The sequence below is a fragment of the Desulfosarcina variabilis str. Montpellier genome (genome assembly GCF_048565275.1).
GTDB lineage: Bacteria > Desulfobacterota > Desulfobacteria > Desulfobacterales > Desulfosarcinaceae > Desulfosarcina > Desulfosarcina variabilis.
The window spans coordinates 3,228,256-3,244,785 of record NZ_CP159846.1 but is presented as its reverse complement, the minus strand read 5'-3'; the positions used below and the strand labels follow the sequence as shown (position 1 = coordinate 3,244,785).

General features: G+C 53.8%; 16 protein-coding genes. 6 read left to right on the top strand and 10 right to left on the bottom strand.

Annotated elements, in window-relative coordinates:
* Nucleotides 1-111: 111 nt before the first annotated feature.
* From Dvar_RS14380 to Dvar_RS14335, 10 genes are all read right to left on the bottom strand, one after another.
* Complete coding sequence (locus tag Dvar_RS14380) at nt 112-1,413, bottom strand: APC family permease (protein WP_419662391.1); 1,302 nt, start codon at nt 1,411-1,413, stop codon at nt 112-114.
* Between the two features lie 70 nt (nt 1,414-1,483).
* A complete protein-coding gene (ftsH, locus tag Dvar_RS14375; RefSeq protein ID WP_419662390.1) occupies nt 1,484-3,418 on the bottom strand; it encodes an ATP-dependent zinc metalloprotease FtsH in 1,935 nt (644 codons plus the stop codon).
* A 123-nt stretch (nt 3,419-3,541) separates the two neighbouring features.
* Nucleotides 3,542-5,023 (bottom strand): Do family serine endopeptidase, encoded by a 1,482-nt coding sequence (locus Dvar_RS14370; RefSeq protein WP_419662389.1) that lies wholly within the window; start codon nt 5,021-5,023, stop codon nt 3,542-3,544.
* Nucleotides 5,024-5,702: 679 nt separating this feature from the next.
* Nucleotides 5,703-6,611, bottom strand: coding sequence for a signal peptidase I (lepB, locus tag Dvar_RS14365; protein WP_419662388.1), 909 nt, complete (start codon nt 6,609-6,611; stop codon nt 5,703-5,705).
* Nucleotides 6,612-6,622: 11 nt separating this feature from the next.
* On the bottom strand, nt 6,623-6,862 hold the full coding sequence (locus tag Dvar_RS14360) for a hypothetical protein (RefSeq protein WP_419662387.1): 240 nt from the start codon (nt 6,860-6,862) through the stop codon (nt 6,623-6,625).
* Nucleotides 6,859-7,422, bottom strand: a complete 564-nt coding sequence (locus Dvar_RS14355; protein ID WP_419662386.1) for an RNA polymerase sigma factor — start codon at nt 7,420-7,422, stop codon at nt 6,859-6,861. The genes Dvar_RS14360 and Dvar_RS14355 overlap by 4 nt, the downstream gene beginning before the upstream one ends.
* 177 nt (nt 7,423-7,599) lie before the next feature.
* Nucleotides 7,600-8,577, bottom strand: a complete 978-nt coding sequence (locus Dvar_RS14350) for a hypothetical protein (RefSeq protein WP_419662385.1) — start codon at nt 8,575-8,577, stop codon at nt 7,600-7,602.
* Nucleotides 8,574-8,762, bottom strand: a complete 189-nt coding sequence (locus tag Dvar_RS14345; protein ID WP_419662384.1) for a hypothetical protein — start codon at nt 8,760-8,762, stop codon at nt 8,574-8,576. The genes Dvar_RS14350 and Dvar_RS14345 overlap by 4 nt, the downstream gene beginning before the upstream one ends.
* 61 nt (nt 8,763-8,823) lie before the next feature.
* The gene (locus Dvar_RS14340; RefSeq protein WP_419662383.1) at nt 8,824-9,039 is read right to left on the bottom strand and encodes a hypothetical protein; all 216 of its coding nucleotides are present in this window, start codon (nt 9,037-9,039) and stop codon (nt 8,824-8,826) included.
* 310 nt (nt 9,040-9,349) lie between these two features.
* A complete protein-coding gene (locus Dvar_RS14335) occupies nt 9,350-9,673 on the bottom strand; it encodes a hypothetical protein (RefSeq protein WP_419664259.1) in 324 nt (107 codons plus the stop codon).
* Here Dvar_RS14335 and Dvar_RS14330 point away from each other — a divergent pair.
* The 6 genes from Dvar_RS14330 to Dvar_RS14305 all read left to right on the top strand — a co-directional run bounded on the left by Dvar_RS14330 (nt 9,566) and on the right by Dvar_RS14305 (nt 16,510).
* Nucleotides 9,566-10,093, top strand: a complete 528-nt coding sequence (locus Dvar_RS14330) for a metal-dependent hydrolase (RefSeq protein ID WP_419662382.1) — start codon at nt 9,566-9,568, stop codon at nt 10,091-10,093. The genes Dvar_RS14335 and Dvar_RS14330 overlap by 108 nt on opposite strands.
* Complete coding sequence (locus Dvar_RS14325; RefSeq protein ID WP_419662381.1) at nt 9,981-11,468, top strand: phytoene desaturase family protein; 1,488 nt, start codon at nt 9,981-9,983, stop codon at nt 11,466-11,468. Before Dvar_RS14330 ends, Dvar_RS14325 begins: the two co-directional genes overlap by 113 nt.
* An 89-nt stretch (nt 11,469-11,557) precedes the next feature.
* Nucleotides 11,558-11,731, top strand: a complete 174-nt coding sequence (locus Dvar_RS14320) for a hypothetical protein (protein ID WP_419662380.1) — start codon at nt 11,558-11,560, stop codon at nt 11,729-11,731.
* 30 nt (nt 11,732-11,761) lie between these two features.
* Entirely contained in the window at nt 11,762-13,675 is a 1,914-nt protein-coding gene (selB, locus tag Dvar_RS14315; RefSeq protein ID WP_419662379.1) for a selenocysteine-specific translation elongation factor, read from the top strand.
* A 56-nt stretch (nt 13,676-13,731) separates the two neighbouring features.
* Nucleotides 13,732-15,006, top strand: a complete 1,275-nt coding sequence (locus tag Dvar_RS14310) for a DUF2333 family protein (RefSeq protein WP_419662378.1) — start codon at nt 13,732-13,734, stop codon at nt 15,004-15,006.
* A gap of 85 nt (nt 15,007-15,091) precedes the next feature.
* Complete coding sequence (locus tag Dvar_RS14305; protein WP_419662377.1) at nt 15,092-16,510, top strand: NAD-binding protein; 1,419 nt, start codon at nt 15,092-15,094, stop codon at nt 16,508-16,510.
* The last annotated feature ends 20 nt before the right edge of the window (nt 16,511-16,530 follow it).

Genomic DNA, 16,530 nt, shown 5'->3' with positions numbered 1-16,530 from the left:
ACGGTCTTAATAAACGCCATCCCGGAGCAAATCGTTCCATGGACGGCATTCCAGGTGCACAGCCGATGCAATTTTGATATTGCGAACGGCACCTGCGCTGGCTTTGACGTGTTACCGGAAATGCTCCAGAATAAGATTGCCCCGCCGCCACAACCGGTAGGTGCTTTCGACGGCAAAAGCCAAAAGCAGCATGGCTGCCAAAACCCAGATGTGGGATGGTGTGTGCTGCCAAGTATAGTGCAGAAGGCTGTAAAGGGCGCCCAGGCATAGCAGGACTCCCGCGATGGATATCCAGCGCCGGCTGCCGGTCCGCTTGGCCAGATGGACGTTGGCGGCGTTGACAGCGGCAAAAATGAGCAAGAAGCCGGTGCTACCCATGGTCGAGATGCTTGACAGGTCAAAAAGATTGGCGACCAGCAACGTGGCGCCGCTGGTAATCAAAAGGCCCTCCACCGGGCGGTTCCACAACTTACGTTCCAGGATTTCCGGCAGCTCGCCGTCCTTGGCAATGGTGTAGCTGAGACGGGCGGCGCCATACAGGGTCGCGTTGATAGCCGACAGGGTGGAGAGAAGGGCCGCTACGGTGATCAACAGGTACCCGAAAGATCCCAGAAAGGGTTTGGCCGCCTCCGCCAGGGCATAGTCCTTGGCAGCGACGATCTGTGGAACCGGTAAATTGCCCACAGTCACCGCAGCCACCAAGACATAAAGCAGGATGACAAACCCGACGGCCGAGTAGTATGCCCGCGGCAGCGTTCGGTTTGGGTCGCGGACATCCGCGGCGGTGTTGGCAATCAGCTCGAAGCCTTCGTAGGCCAGAAAAATGATCATCGCCCCCGCCAAAATGCTCGTGGCCTGGGGCCAGCTGCCCACGGCAATCCGCGAGACATCGACGGTCCAGGTGCCCACGCCAATAAAAAAAAGCAGGATCCCGATCTTAACAGCCACGATCCAGGTTTCGGCACGGCCGATGGTTTCAACATTGAGAAAATTGAGGCCGGTAACCCCAAGCACCGCGACGCTGATCAGTACGTGCTTTCCTGCTGAACGCAAACCTTCCGGAAACATGGCTGCGCCATAACTGCCAAAGGCGTAAGCGTACAAAGAAAGCATGACGATGTAGCTGATCCAAAGCAGAACATTGGCTGTCCCAGTGAAAAGGCCTGCGCCAAATGCCTGGTCCAGAAAGACCACGGTGCCTCCCTGTCCGGGAAAGGTCACCGACAGTCGGGTGTAGGCGTAGGCGGTCGTCAGGGCCACCAGGCCGGCAACCAGGAATGCCAGCGGTGCGGCGCCATGGGTCATCTGCACGGAAAGCCCCAGGACGGCGAAAATGCCGCCGCCCACCATGCCGCCGATGCCGATGGCCACCACCGGCCAAAATCCGATTCTGTTTTTCGCTTTATCTTCCATATACGTTTGCTCTTTTCTCGTGATCCGGCAGGACTGGTTTAGTAAGTGTGAAGCCCCCAACCAAGATCTATCAGGCGGCAGCCTGATCCTTGTTGTTTTGATTTTCGTCCAAGATGCGCTTAATATCCTGTCCGTCGATTTTCTCCTTTTCCAGCAGCAGGGCCGCCATAGCCTCCAGTTCGCTTCGATGTTCAGTGACAATCTTTCGGGCCTCCTGGTAGGCGTCGTTGATAATCGTTTGGCTCTCCTTGTCGATGAGCGCCTCGAGGTCTTCCGACCGGCGTTGGGTTGACGGTCCCTGGCCCAGAAAAGGATTGGAGGATTTTTCCACCAGTGAGCGGTTGGGCATCTGTTCGCTCATCCCGTATACGGTAAGCATGTTACGAACAATGTCAGCCACTTTTTCCAAATCATTTGACGCACCAGTGGAGACATCGCCAAAGATGATATCTTCCGCCGCACGGCCGCCCAAGAGTCCTTTGATTTTTCCCAATAGTTCGGTGCGCGACATGAGGAACCGATCTTCCAGGGGTGTTTGCAGGGTGTAGCCCAGGGCACCAATCCCGCGCGGGATGATGGACACCTTCTGGACCGGGTCGGACCCTGCGGTGAGATGACCCACGATGGCGTGGCCGGATTCATGGTAGGCAACTACCTTTCTTTCGTGGGGATTGATCAACTTGTTTTTCTTCTCAAGCCCGGCGATGACCCGTTCAATGGCGTCCTGGAAATCTGCCTGTAATATGGCCTGGCGGTCCTTGCGTGAAGCCAGCAGGGCCGCTTCGTTGCAGACATTGGCGATTTCGGCACCGGCGAAACCGGGCGTCTCCGCCGCCAGCTTACGGAAATCGACATTCGGGCCGAGGGCGAAATCCCTCGTATGCACCTTAAAAATTTCCATGCGCCCGTCAAGATCGGGCCGGTCCACCAGGATCTGCCGGTCGAAACGGCCGGGACGCAATAGGGCCGGGTCTAGTACTTCAGGCCGGTTGGTGGCGCCCATGATGATGATGCCGGATTGGGGATCGAATCCGTCCATTTCCGTCAATAGCTGGTTAAGGGTGTTCTCCCGTTCGTCGTTACCGCCGATGATGGCTCCCTGGGATCGATTTTTCCCCACGGCATCCAACTCGTCGATGAAGATGATGCAAGGAGCCTTGGCCTTGGCATCCTTGAACAGGTCGCGTACCCGGGCGGCACCGACGCCAACAAACATTTCTACGAAATCCGATCCGCTCAGATTGAAGAAAGGCACCCCAGCCTCACCAGCCACAGCACGGGCGAGCAGCGTTTTGCCCGTTCCCGGAGGGCCGACCAGCAAAATCCCTTTGGGCAGTTTGGCGCCTAAGCGGGTGAAACGTTGTGGATTCTCAAGAAATGAGACTACCTCCTTGACTTCCTCGACTGCTTCGTCCACGCCGGCAACATCGTCAAAGGTGACCTTTTGCGAGGGGTCCACGGCATAGATACGCGCCTTGTTCTTGCCCACATCCAGGAATCCGGCAGCACCCTTGCCCTTGCGACGGGCCAGAAAACTTCCCAAGACGATGAAAAGCCCCATGGGCAGAATCCAGTTGGCGATGAAGTTGGACAGCCAGTGAGACTCGATCTTGCCCCGGTAGTCTACGCCATGCTCCTGCAGATCGGCAATCAAATGCGGGTCGTCAAGTCGCGTGACCACGAACTGGCGTTCGACACGCTGAGAATCCTTCGGTCTATTCAGACCGAAGTTGATATGCCAGGGGGCCTTTTTACGGGGGGGCTGAAATATTGGGGAATTCTTGTCGGAGTGGTTCTCGTCCAACGCCTGTGCCTTTTCCAGGCCATAGAGGCGATCCGATTCAATAATGACGCTTTTAATCCGGTTGTCGGTTAAAAGATTACGAAATTGGCTGTAGGAGATTTCTTTGACTGCCGTGCCGCTGAAAAAGATCGACTCCATCAGAACAATCGATAAAAAGACAAGCAGATAATAACTGAGCGAGAACTTTTGTTGTTGTTTCATGGCTGACCTCCGCAAACGAATGATCGGTGGGACTCAACCCTGTGGGATTAAAAAAGGATAGGAGCTATGACGGTTGTCCGTCGAGAAGCATGCCGCGGCTTACCGGACGGACGACCGATGATGTTATCCAATGGTTACCTGAACAAACCCGCTTTGCCCGGTTCGATTATCCAGGGCTTTTACCAGGACCTGTTGATGGGCAGGCAGGGATTTGATCAAGGCCACGAATCCTTCAACCCCTTCTACAGGCATGTTATTCACATTCAGGATGACGTCATTTTTCTCGAATCCGACGGTTTCCAACGGACCGCCCTTGTCCAGGGAGGCAATGGCCACCCCTTGGCCTGACTCAAGCCCATATTTGCTGCACTCGTCGGCTTTAAGGGGGCGGACCACGGCACCGATGCGATCCTCCAGGGAGGCGGCGATGCTGTGCACCGCATCATCAAGATTGCCGATTTTTACCGTTAGGTCGACGGATTTACCGTCCCGTCTGACCGTCAATTTAGCCGTGTTGCCCACGGGGGTATCGCCTACCAACCGTTGCAGCGAGGAGGCATCAGAAATGGCTTTGCCCTTGAAGTTGACGACCAGATCATCTTTTTTTAAACCTGCTTCGGCGGCCGGGCTGTTGGGGACCACATCGGTGATCACGGCGCCCTTTTTACCGTCCAGCTTCATGGATTTTATCTGATCCGGGGTCAAGTCTTTAATACTGACACCTATCCAGCCACGGACAACCTTGCCGTGGTCGATGAGGGCCTTGGCCACATGTACTGACATGTTGCTTGGAATGGCGAAACCGATTCCCTCGAATCCTCCCGAATCGGTGGCGATGGCGGCGTTGACCCCCACGACCTGTCCGGCCATGTTAATCAACGGCCCGCCGCTGTTGCCCGGGTTGATCGCCGCATCGGTCTGCAGGTAATCCTGGTAGGAGGTCGGGTTTAAAACGCCGCGTCGGTGCTTGGCGCTGATGATCCCTTGGGTGACGGTCTGGTCGAGCCCACGGGGATGGCCGATGGCCACGACCCAGTCGCCGACCTCCATATGATCCGAGTCACCGAAGGTCACCGATGGCAATGGCTTGTCCGCCTTAATGCGAATGACCGCCAGATCGGTTTTGGGATCGGTGCCCACCAGCTTGGCCGGGTAGGCGGTGCCGTCGGCCAAAAGGACATTGATTTCGGTTGCTCCGGTAACGACATGGTTGTTGGTCAGGATATTGCCTTCATCGTCGATGAGCATGCCGGTTCCCAGGCCCCTCAACTCCTGTTTGAATTTTTGCGGCGGTTGGTTGCCGTTAAAGAAGAAACGGAAAAACGGATCGTTTCCGAAAGGCATCATCGGGGCGGCTATTTCTCGCCGCTGGGTGACATCGATATGAACCACGGCCGGTATGTTTTCCCGCGCCACCTGAGCGATGGCAGTTCTCCAGCCGGTTGTCGATATCCCGGCGGCGGTGGGTTTAACCCTTTCATCTTTAGTGGCCGAGGCCACGCTGATATGGTCGGACTGGGATTGACACTGGGTCAAGCCCAGTACCAGAACAACGGTCAGTGCAACCAATAGATAGCGTAAGGGAGTTTTCGTGGAAGGATACATAGCTTTCTCCTTTGTCGATGAGTTGATGATTTAATTCCAAGTTTTAATTGAAACGTAAGTCTATCAATCATGAAAAGGTATAAGCGGGCTTCTTATTTTGGTGTAGGACGGGACAGGTATTTTTCGTCAGGTATTGTCCTACGAAATGATAGAAGCTACCTGTCGCAAAATTTGAATCTATATTTCTCAATCGTTTCTTGGTACCGGAGAATGACTTTTGAAATAATTTCAATAGGTAGGCCAGATCGACGGGCATAAGTGGCAGAATGCCGATGCAGGTCATGCGGTCTGAGTTTGACACCGACCCGTTTGCCGGAATTGATCACCATGATCCTTGCCGCTTCATAGGAAATCGGGACTATCCGATCACCGGGCGCATTGCACACCTGCAGTGCGTATTCGCGCAATCGATCCGCCACTTTCTGAGGGATAAAAACAAACTCATATTCCTTGCCACTTTTAGGATCACGTAGAACCAATTTACGATCCAATGTGATCTGATTAATTCTGCATTTAAGTGTTGACCCGGTAAAAAAGGGTCATAATTATTAGGTCTGGTAATTAAGTTTTGAAAAATCGTTTTGTCCAATAAACGATAACTAATTATCCGAATATCGGATTGCCGGGAAATAATTGCCACTATCAATGATAGACATATGAAGTGGTCCGGTTGGTGATACTATCTTGGCGATAGTCTGCCGAAGCGTGTCCACGACCGTTCAGGAAAATATATGAAATCTGCCCGCCCTATGACGTCTCCCAGGGGAACAGGACCGAAGTGCCTGGAATCACGGCTGTTGACGCGATTGTCCCCCATGACAAAACAACAACCGTCCGGCACCGTGAAGGGGCCGCCATGCCGATCTGATCGCTTTGTTTTTACCAGCAGGATGGGATAGGTGATGTCACCCAATGTCTCCGAGGCTACGGTACCTTTGATGATCCCTTGGTTTCCTTTAAATTCAGCTTGCGTTTCAGGACCAAGGGCCAGAGGAATGCCGTTGAGAATCACCTCTTGCCCCCTGATCTCGATGCGGTCACCTGGCAGGCCAATGACCCGTTTGATAAAGTATTTGTGACGATCCTTTGGGTAAATAAAGACCACAATTTCTCCGCGTCGGGGTGACCGTTTTTTATACAAGGACTTATCGGCAAACAGGTAGTCCCCGATCAATAAATTGGGGATCATGGAACTGGCCGGAATCCTGAACGCCTGTACATGATTGTTTCGGATGTTCATTGGAAAGAGCCAGGTGGCGGCCACGCCAGCCGCAATAACCAGGGCATATACCCAAGGCTGGTTGAGTCGTCCCGGGATGACGTTTTCTTTTTTCCGCCTGGCCAACAAAAAGGCATCGCCGATGGCATAGACCATTACCAGGGAGGTAAAAAGGACGGCCGCCATCAGGGTGATATAATAACAGAGGCCTTTTTCTCCAGTCATTCCCATCAGCAAGACAATGGGAAAATAGATATGTACCAATCCAAAAAGGATCAATCCCTTCACGGGTTTTCCGCAGTAAATATGTCCCAGGCCCGGGGCCGCTATCGACAGCAGTGGCGCTATATAAGTTTTTCTCTTTTTCATGATTTCCCCTTTTAAGGCAGCAGTAGGCCGCCTACCAGATGGGCGACTCGAAAGGCCCCCAGAACGGACAGGCCAAGTCCCACCAGGATGTCAATGGCCTTTTCAAGGAACGGCGGAATGCCGCTGGGCTCAGACCTTTCCTGATCCTGTCTTGCAATCTGTGCCATCACCCGGTCGGAAAATTTGTCCGGCAGGTCTATCCTTGACCTGGATGTTTTCCACTCTGTGTAAATGTTTTCCTTATCCTTCATGCCGGCTCCTTATACTGTTCCCAATATTGATTTAGGATCCTGCGAAGCTGTTTTCTGGCCCTGGCCAGCCGTGACTTGACCGTTCCGATCCGTATTCTTTCGATGCAGCTGATGTCCTCATGGGTAAACCCCAGGAATTCCGACAGGATGAATACGGCTCGATGGTTATGGGAGAGGCGGTTCAGGGCCTGGTCCAGTTTGTTATGAATTTCCCTGTCCAGCAGGATCTTGGCAGGGTCATTTTTTGAACATAGGTCCGCCACATCCGCCTTGGGTTCCGGCCGTTTTTTCCGGAGTTCGTTAAAACACCGGTTCCTGGCAATGGTGAACAACCAGGTGTTGAAACCGGCCTTTGCCGTGTCAAATGATCTGATATGGGTGTAAGCGGACAGAAATATTTCCTGGACAATATCCTCTGTATCAGACGCGGCGGCAGGCCCCAGAAACCGGGCCACCCAAACGAACAGGGGATGTTGATATGTTTCCACGATAACGCGAAACGCCTGAGTATCCCCGTTTTGAATTCGGTGAATAATGTCCGCCCAAAGATCATTTTTCATAGGTCTTCCTCAAAGGGTTCACATCGGCAGAGGTGTTTATTCTTTTATACACAAGAGGAGGGAAAAGGTTCCCAACATTTTTCGAAAGGCTGGCCACTATATATAGTGGTCTGCAATGTTTAGGGAAAATGCCAGCCTATGTTTATCGTCGGATTTGTACCGCCGCATAAAAGCCGGTCAGGTTGGTCTGCCCACCGGCCACCGATCCTCCAGATGACGCTTGACAATCTCGCGAGAATCGGTCGTGGATGCCCGCCTTACCAACGTATAGAGCCGCCGGCAATCATCCAGGGACAGCTGGTCGGTGACGCTGCCAATCTCAATTTCGTCGCGGGTGTGGGGATAAGTGTCCAAATCGTCGGCAATTTCTTCTTTGAGGATCAGTTTATTGTAGATCAGTGCCCGGGCAGCGAATAGGTTTTCGCTCTGGAAACGGCCCCGGGGATGAAACCGATAATGGAGGGTCAGCAGGTCCCCGGGGCCGAACAGATGGCGACGGTATCCCAGTTTGCGCACCACAGCGGTCATGAGAAAATGTACCCGCAGGGGAAAACCGGCCGGCAGTCGCTTTCTGAGTTCGTGCCAAAGGGGGTAATGAATTTGACCGGCCTCGATATAGGTATTGCCCGGCTCCCGCAAAAGGGCCGCCATCGCCTCGGCCCGCATTTGATCGCGCAGGGCGAACCGCCGGGCATCGGCCCGGGCAAAGCGCTTGACAGCATCAATCGTGGTGTCGAAGTTGTCACGGCCGGATGCAGCGTAAAAGTCGAGCAGCGCCTTGGTAGCAAAGTGTTCGGCGCAATACACCCGATACAGATCCGTACCCGCGGGCAGATCCTGGGGACCATCGCCGTTGGCGAAACGATCGTGAATGGATAACAGCAGATCAATAAACGGTTCAACTTGCACCAGCCGGGTGCCGGCTTTACGGCGTTCACGCAGAACCTGCGCCATCCGGCGGCTGAATTCGGGATACTCCAGCTCTTGGTTTTCGAGATAAGCGTAAATGGTGATCTTTCCGTCGAGCATGGGCTCGAAGCCTTTTTCGGGCGGCTCCTCGAGAAGGATCGTGTCGTGGACGGCCATCAGCCGCCGGGCCAGGGGGATGGTTTCCGGGCGGTGATTGGCCAAAACGAGAGATGCGGAAGCGGTCATGTTTCCGTATCGATGATGTTCAGCAGTCCGGCATAGCGGCCGACGACATCACCCTCAAAACAGTCCTCCAATTCGGCTTCACTGATTTTGCGCGCATCCCTGAGTTCATTCAGCGGGCAAACAAATTCATTCCCAGCCATATCTTTCACCTTTACGTATACGTTTTCATTGGTTTCAGTGTTCATGAGCATGGTCCTTTCTTTTAAACTTATGGGAAACCCAACAGGGATTTGTCCTGGTTTTTAACTAGTTGGAATCTTTCTTCAGTATGAGTCGGCAGACTTTGCTTTCAGGTGCCGCAATAAATGTGAATGCAAGAATAAACAGGGGCACAGAAAAAATGAGTCCCACTACGGGAACGATCAGGAATCCTAAAAAACCTAGCGCCAGGGCCAGCGGTAAGATAACAAGGCCAATGAAGCGACTAGAATATTTTTCGGTTAAGCAGTTAATCTTATTCATGATAAAACTCCTTTTGGCAAGCTTGGTTTTAATGTTTAGGTTAAATTTAAGGCATCAAAACACAAAGACAACGATGGTCGATTAATCGTATGGTGGCAGTCCAGACCTACCATAATTGGAGGGACAATATAATGAGTGATGACAACCTAAACTGGGCGATTGTCGAGCTTGCCGCATATACAAGGCAGCTGTCTTTCCGCTATAGTGGCCTATGCGGGAAGACATCTAACGCCGTAGATGCGGTGAGATCGGCAACCCCGTCAGGGGTTCAAATTCTGGAAGACAGTAATGACCTATCGTGTTGCCATGCTTACCCATTTTCATGTGAACCAGAATTTGAATCGCCCAGCTTAGGGACAATGTAAAAACGCTCTGCACGTTTATAGAAGAAGAACTTCAGGTTAGGGATCCTCAGGCATACATTACACTGATTTAACCGGCTACCCATTACTGCGAAGGTTGTGGACGCAGCGCCGTTAAGGAGGAAAATTTGTGTAAACCGCAAATTCTGCGGTAATTGCAATGAATGGTCGCCCCATCTTCTGATGAATTGGGAACGATACCTGATCTGGATGTTTTTATCCACCTCGGCAGCCCGGTAAATGACTTTGTTTACCACCGGAGCTTCAGTCATTCTCTTTTCCTGTTGGCCCTTATGTCGCCTATAATCGCCTGGCTTATCACGAAGGTTCATTCCGAAACGAAGCGGTATTATCGTCGATGGGTTCTGCTCTCTTTCCTCGTGCTGGATGTGTTTTTAATGTTGAAGGATATCCAAGCGGCCGTGGCTGGCGAGCCCCAGGATATCAAGAAGCAAGTGGGCTGCGGTCATTGCCCCCGAATCGATTATTTTTCAATGTTGTCTCACAAGCATATATGCTATAATTTTAACTTGATATTTTTCCATACCCATATCCGGCAACCCAATCAACAGAGGCTTTATGCACCCGATCTCAGATTCCAGCGAAAAGGTTTTGATTATCGGATCCGGCATGGGCGGGCTGAGCACCGCCATCATTCTGACCAAACTGGGATACGATGTAACGGTCGTTGAGAAAAACAGGCAGCCTGGCGGCATGCTGCGTAGTTTTGTGCGCCAGGGGGTCCACTGCAACGTGGGGGTGCATTACATGGGGGCACTGGCCGAGGGCCAGGTGCTGCGCCGCTGCTTTGATTATTTAGGCATCACCGATCCATTGCCGTTGGTTCGCATGGGCGTGGACGGCCCGGTGGATCGCTACCATTTTCATGGCTCACACCTGGACGTTACCACATTTGACCTGGTCGATGGATTCGACGCCTATGCAGACCATCTCAATGCGGCGTTTCCCACCCAAAAAAAACAGATCCAGGCCTTGATGGACATGCTGCACCGCAGCGCCCGGCATCTGGATCGTCTGGATTTTCTGTACGCCGATCAACCCAGCGATTTCTGGATCGATCAAACCGAGGCCCTGGGAACGATCTTCGATTCACTGGGGTGCTCGCCTGGTCTGCGGGCGGTTTTTGGTATGCCGTCCGTCCTCATCGGGGTCCCGCCACCGGTATGCCCCCAATTTTTCCATGCCATGACGCTGGCCAGTTATCTGTTCTCGGCCTGGCGCCTGGACCATCACGGCCCCACCCTGGCCGATGTGTGTACCCGCCGTCTGACCGAATTGGGCGCAGCGCTGCGCACCGGCCAGGCAGTAACGACTATCCGCACGCAAAACGGGCGGGTCTCAGGCGTGACCCTTGCCTCGGGGGAGCAATTGGATGCATCCATTGTCATCGGCGCGATCCACCCCAAAACCGCCGTCGGCCTGATCGATCCTGGGCATCTCAAGGCATCTTACCGGCGGCGCATCCTGAATCTTACGGATACGCTCGCCATGGCGGGTGTCCACGCCCTGGTGCCGGCGGATGCCCACCCTGCCCTTCCGTACAATGTATATTCCGTCGAGACCGAACCGGACGGTGGCATCCACGATCTGATCTATCTGCAATTGCGTCCCAGTGCCCGTCCTGAGCACAATCTGCTCACCCTGCTTACCGCGGGGCACGACTCCCTGTGGCAGCCATGGACAGATACCCGAACCGGCCGCCGCGGACCAGACTATCTTGCAGAAAAAAACAGGCTGGCCAACAAGGTCATTGCCGGCATCGAACCGCTGACCGGGGCCTTCGATGGATTACAGATCATCGATGTGTATACACCACTTACCTTCAGGGACTGGTCTGCCAGCCCCGCCGGCTCAGCCTATGGCGTCATGCGCTCGACCGAGCAGCTGATGTCGGCCGCGCTGTTGAACCGAACCGCATTGAAGGGATTGTACCTGGCCGGTCAAAGCGTCCTGGCCCCCGGCATTTTAGGCACCATTTTGGGTTCCTTGACCACCGTGCAGTTCATCATTGGTCCCAAACGGTTCAAACAGGAAGTAAAGGTCTGATCCCATCCCTATAGGTGTTGACCGACATCACCACTTTAATATAGTATTCCGCAACTTATTCACCCATTTTCCCGGCATGAGGTAATATCTTGACCCAATTTCATATTTTTATCATCAGGGCCATCCTTGGCGCTGTTTTCGCCGTGATTCTGTCACGCATGTTTTACCCCGAGGCCAACGCCATTTATGTGGCCGGCCTGGGGGTCATCCTGGTGGGTCTGGCTTATTTTGCCGAATACCTGCGAAACCGGAAAAAGCAGTAACCCTAAACCATTGGCCGGAGCGCATCAATCGTGAAAAAAATCATTCTCGGCACTGCCGGACATATTGATCATGGCAAAACCAGCCTCATCAAAGCAGTCACCGGCACCAATACCGACAGACTAAAGGAAGAACAAAAACGCGGCATCACCATTGAACTGGGGTTTGCTTCGCTGGACCTGCCCAGCGGCAGGCATTTGGGTATCATCGACGTCCCCGGCCACGAAAAATTCGTCAAAAACATGGTTGCCGGCGCCACCGGCATCGATATTGTTACCATGGTCATTGCTGCGGATGAAGGGGTGATGCCCCAAACCCGAGAGCATATGGAAATCTGCACCCTTTTAGGGGTCAAACACGGCATGGTGGCCCTGACCAAGATCGACATGGTCGATGAAGAATGGCTCGAACTGGTCACCGATGATATTCAGGAGTTCACCATGGGCACCTTTCTTGAGGATGCCCCCATCGTGCCGGTTTCCGCAGTTACCGGTCAAGGACTGCCTCAGTTTATCGACACCCTGGACACGTTGAGCGAATCCGTCCCCGAACGGTCGTCGAGCGGCCTGTTCAGGCTTCCCGTTGACCGCGTCTTTACCATGAAGGGCTTTGGCACCGTCATCACCGGCACCTTGATTTCAGGCAGGATCAACGTCGGCGAATCGATCATGATCTATCCCGGCAAAATCACCTCCAAGGTCAGGGGGCTTCAGGTACACAACCAGAGCCAGGAAACCGCCGAGGCCGGCATGCGCACGGCCATCAATTTTCAGGGACTGGAAAAAGCGTCCATCAATCGCGGCGATATGATCGCCCGGGAAAACACGCTGATCCCCAGTTATATGGTGGATCTTGAGCTTCACTATCTGGCCAGCAATAGAAAGCCCATGAAAAACCGCACCCAGGTCCGTTTTCACACCGGTTCCAGTGAAAGCATGGGCAACCTGATTTTGCTGGACCGGGATGAGCTGTTTCCCGGAGACGATTGCCCGGCCCAGATTCGTCTGGACGAACCGGTCAGTCTGATTCGTGACGATCGTTTTGTCCTGCGCAGCTATTCTCCGGTGCGCACCATCGGCGGCGGCAAGGTGCTCAATCCCATTCCCGTCAAGCACAAGCGCTTTCATCAGGACATCGTCGATGGGTTGAACAGTCTGGTGGATGCCACGCCCGAAGACATCATCGGCTATCAGGCGCAGATGAGCGGGCCATCGGGGGTGACCTTTGCCGAACTGCTCCTGATGACCAACCTGCCGGAAAAAGCCCTTTCGACAACCATCGGTGGTCTGCTCAACAATCAGACCCTGGTGCTGGTGGACAAGGAAACCCGCACCACCATTCACCACAGCGTTTTTGATCAGCTTAAAACGCTCAGCACCGACGTTCTTTCCCAGTATCATGCGGCCAATCCACTCAAACCGGGTATTTCCAAAGAGGAACTAAAATCCAAATTTCCTCGTAAGGCCAGCGGGAAACTCTTTACCCAAGTGCTCAACCGCATGATCAAGGATCAACTGGTAACGCTGGAGGACGATACGGTGCGTCTGACTACCCACACCGTGTCCCTCCAAGTGGATCAAAAAGCCCTGAAGCAGCAGATTCTGGACCGATATCAGGAAAGCCGGCTGACACCGCCCTATTTCAGAGAGGTGGTTAAAGATCTGGATGTGGATGCCAAGACGGCCAAGGAAGTCCTGGCATTACTGGTCAGCGAAAAGGCGCTGATCAAGGTCAAGGAAGACCTATACTATGACCACCAAACCCTTGAGAAACTTAAAGACGAGCTGATCGCCCATCTGGTTGAAAAAGGAGAAATCACCACGCCTGAGTTCAAGGATATGACTGGAGCTTCCCGAAAATATGTGATACCTTTGATCGAGCATTTTGACGCCATCAATCTTACCATTCGCGTAGGGGATATTCGCAAACTCAGAAAACGACAATAAGCCCGCAACCACGATGCACGGGTGACGGACGGATTGCTTTAGGAAACGGAGTAGCCATGGCAGACAACGAAGATAGCGCCAAAGGATTTAATTTCAAAGCATTTGCCACGCCACGCATCATCGGCGGGATTGTAATTATCATCATTGTCCTGTGGGCCCTGACAATTCTATTCGGCACATCGGACAAACCCGAAACATCAGCGGATGCAGCGCATCCGTCGACGTCATCCCATGGGGCGACCGCCACGTCTGACCACGAAGCCACGACCACGGCCGGCAGCCATGCATCGGCCTCCTCAGCGGCTGCCCAGCACGCATCCGATGACACCACTCACGGCGTTGCCCACGAAGCGACCACGGGTGAAGACACGCATCAATCCGATGAGGCGGCAGCCCATGACACTGCCGGCACCCATGACCAGGTATCAACCACGACGCATGATCCCCATGCATCCACCTCTGCGGGTGCTCAGACCGCCTCAAGCGCCCATGGGGATACCCACGGGGATGCGGAGGCGCTTCCCAGCGATCGGCATCCCATCCCCGCCACGCCGATGACGGCCCCCGTCCATAAGCCGACCCCCAGGGGTGTGGCTTTTGTCGAAGCCGCGATTCAACCCATGGAGTATGAACTGGAAGAACGCTGGTGGGGATGGCGTCCCAATGACATCATCAACATTACGGATAATGTGAACAATTTTCAATTGGGCGTTTTGGAAATCACGCGGCGCACCGTCGTGGCCCTGGCCGAACGCATTTCCCGGCACGGCGTGACCGATTCCCTGGACCCCAACCTTGAGGAAGCCATGAACTGGTTCATGGTCAAGGCCAGCAGCTACTGGTTTCCGTCCGCTGAATCAAAGTACCAGGATGGATTGGATGAGATGCGGACCTACCTTGAAAACCTCAAGGCCGGCAAGGCCACATTCTACATCCGTGCCGATAACCTGATTCCGCTTTTGGCATCTTTCGAGGATCTGCTTGGCAGTTGCGATGAGAACCTGGTCAAGGATACCAACGAAGACGGCACACCGGTGAGTTTTTTCAAGGCGGATGACTACTTTTACTATACCAAGGGGGTGGCCAGTGCCATGGCCATGGTGCTTGAAGCCGTGCATCACGATTTTCTGTTGACCCTTGAATCCCGCAATGCCACTGAACTGCTGCACCACGCCATCGTGTCTTGTCAGCGGGCCGCCGAGTTGTCGCCATGGATCGTCCTGGATCGCGACCTGAGCAGCATCTTCTCCAATCACCGCGCCAACATGGCAGCGCCCATCAGCCACGCGCGGTTTTACCTGGGGCAGTTGGTCAAAACATTGTCCACATAATTTGGGTTGGCCTATTTTAATGAAGTCGTAAAAAGCGGCTTACCCCGGTTTGCGGGTAAGCCGCTTTTTACGTGTCGAAGCGACTATGAAAATAATTGTTTGCGGAGCCGGACGAATCACCGACGAGTTGCTCAAACGCATCGGTGCAAATTGGGAAATTACTCTGATCGAGAAAAATGAGGCCCGGCTGGCGCCGTTCTCAAATCGTTTCCCAAGCATCGTACGGGTTCTGGCCGAAGACGCTTCAAGTCCGGTAGTGCTGGAAAAAGCCGGATTGTCCGAACAAGATGGTGTGCTGGCCATGACCAATGACGACGCGGTCAATCTGGCCATCGTCCGCTTTGCCAGAGAAGCCGATATCAAGACGGTGCTGGCCGTCGTTCGTGATCCCGAAATGCTCCCCGCGTTTCAGGAACTGAAGGCCTGGACGATCAGCATGGTATCGGATGCGGCACGCAAAGTGTACCAGTTCCTCAAGGACCCGCGTATCCGTATCATCGATCTGGGAGAAGGCGAAGGCGAGCTGATGGAGCTGGCCGTCAAAAAGCAGGATTTGCCTCGGCTGGTGGATCTCGTCTCCCACCAAGATCCACAATGGCGGATGGTGGGGGTGCTGCGCAACAATACGCTAATGTTTATTGACGGACCGGTTTCCATTGAGGAAGGCGATCGGCTGCTCGTTCTGGGAAAAGCTGAATTGTACAACACGTTTTCAAGTCGCCTGGCCGATGAACAACTTCATTTTCCAAGAACATATGGGCAGCGGATGATTTTGGGCATTGATGAGGTTGCCGCCCTGGACGTTGCCGGCCTGCTCAATGAAGCCTTTTATCTGGCTCAGGCAACCCATATTGAGAAAATAAAAACCATCTGCCAAAAAACAGCCTCAAGCGTTCAAAGCACCCTGGCCCGCTGGTCCGAGAGCCTTGCCATCGATGTGCTCGGCGGTGAAACAAATGTGAAAAAACGGATGCTAAGCGTTGCCGCAGAAAGCGATGCCGGCATCGTCGTGTGCGCGCACAACCAACGATCCTTCTGGCGCGCCTATTTCAGCAAGGATGTGACCACCATGACCCGGGCATTGCCGTGTCCGCTTCTGTTGGCCAAACAAAGCGCCCCGTATGAGCGCGTCCTTGTTCCCTTCAACGGCTCATTGGCGGCGCAACGGGCACTGGAAATCGCCATGGATCTGGCCCGGCAGCTGGATGCCGCCGTGGCGGTCATGATTGTGGTGGAGCCTTCTTACTTGAGGGGTGAGTCGTCCGCCAGCGGTCGATGGGAGCAACAAATGCTCAAGCAGGTACGAGAGCTGGCCCGTATCCACAAAATCAAGATCGAGGAACGCGTGCGCCGAGGAAATCCGGTCAAGGAAATCGTGAGCGGGGCCATTGACTGCCAGCTTCTGGTATTAGGCGGTGCTGAAACCCGTCCGGGCTGGTTGTCCGTTAACGTGGCAGGCCTGATCGTGGACCGGGCGCCATGTTCGGTGCTGTTGGTTGCATGAGCGTCTGTCTGCGAGTTCAT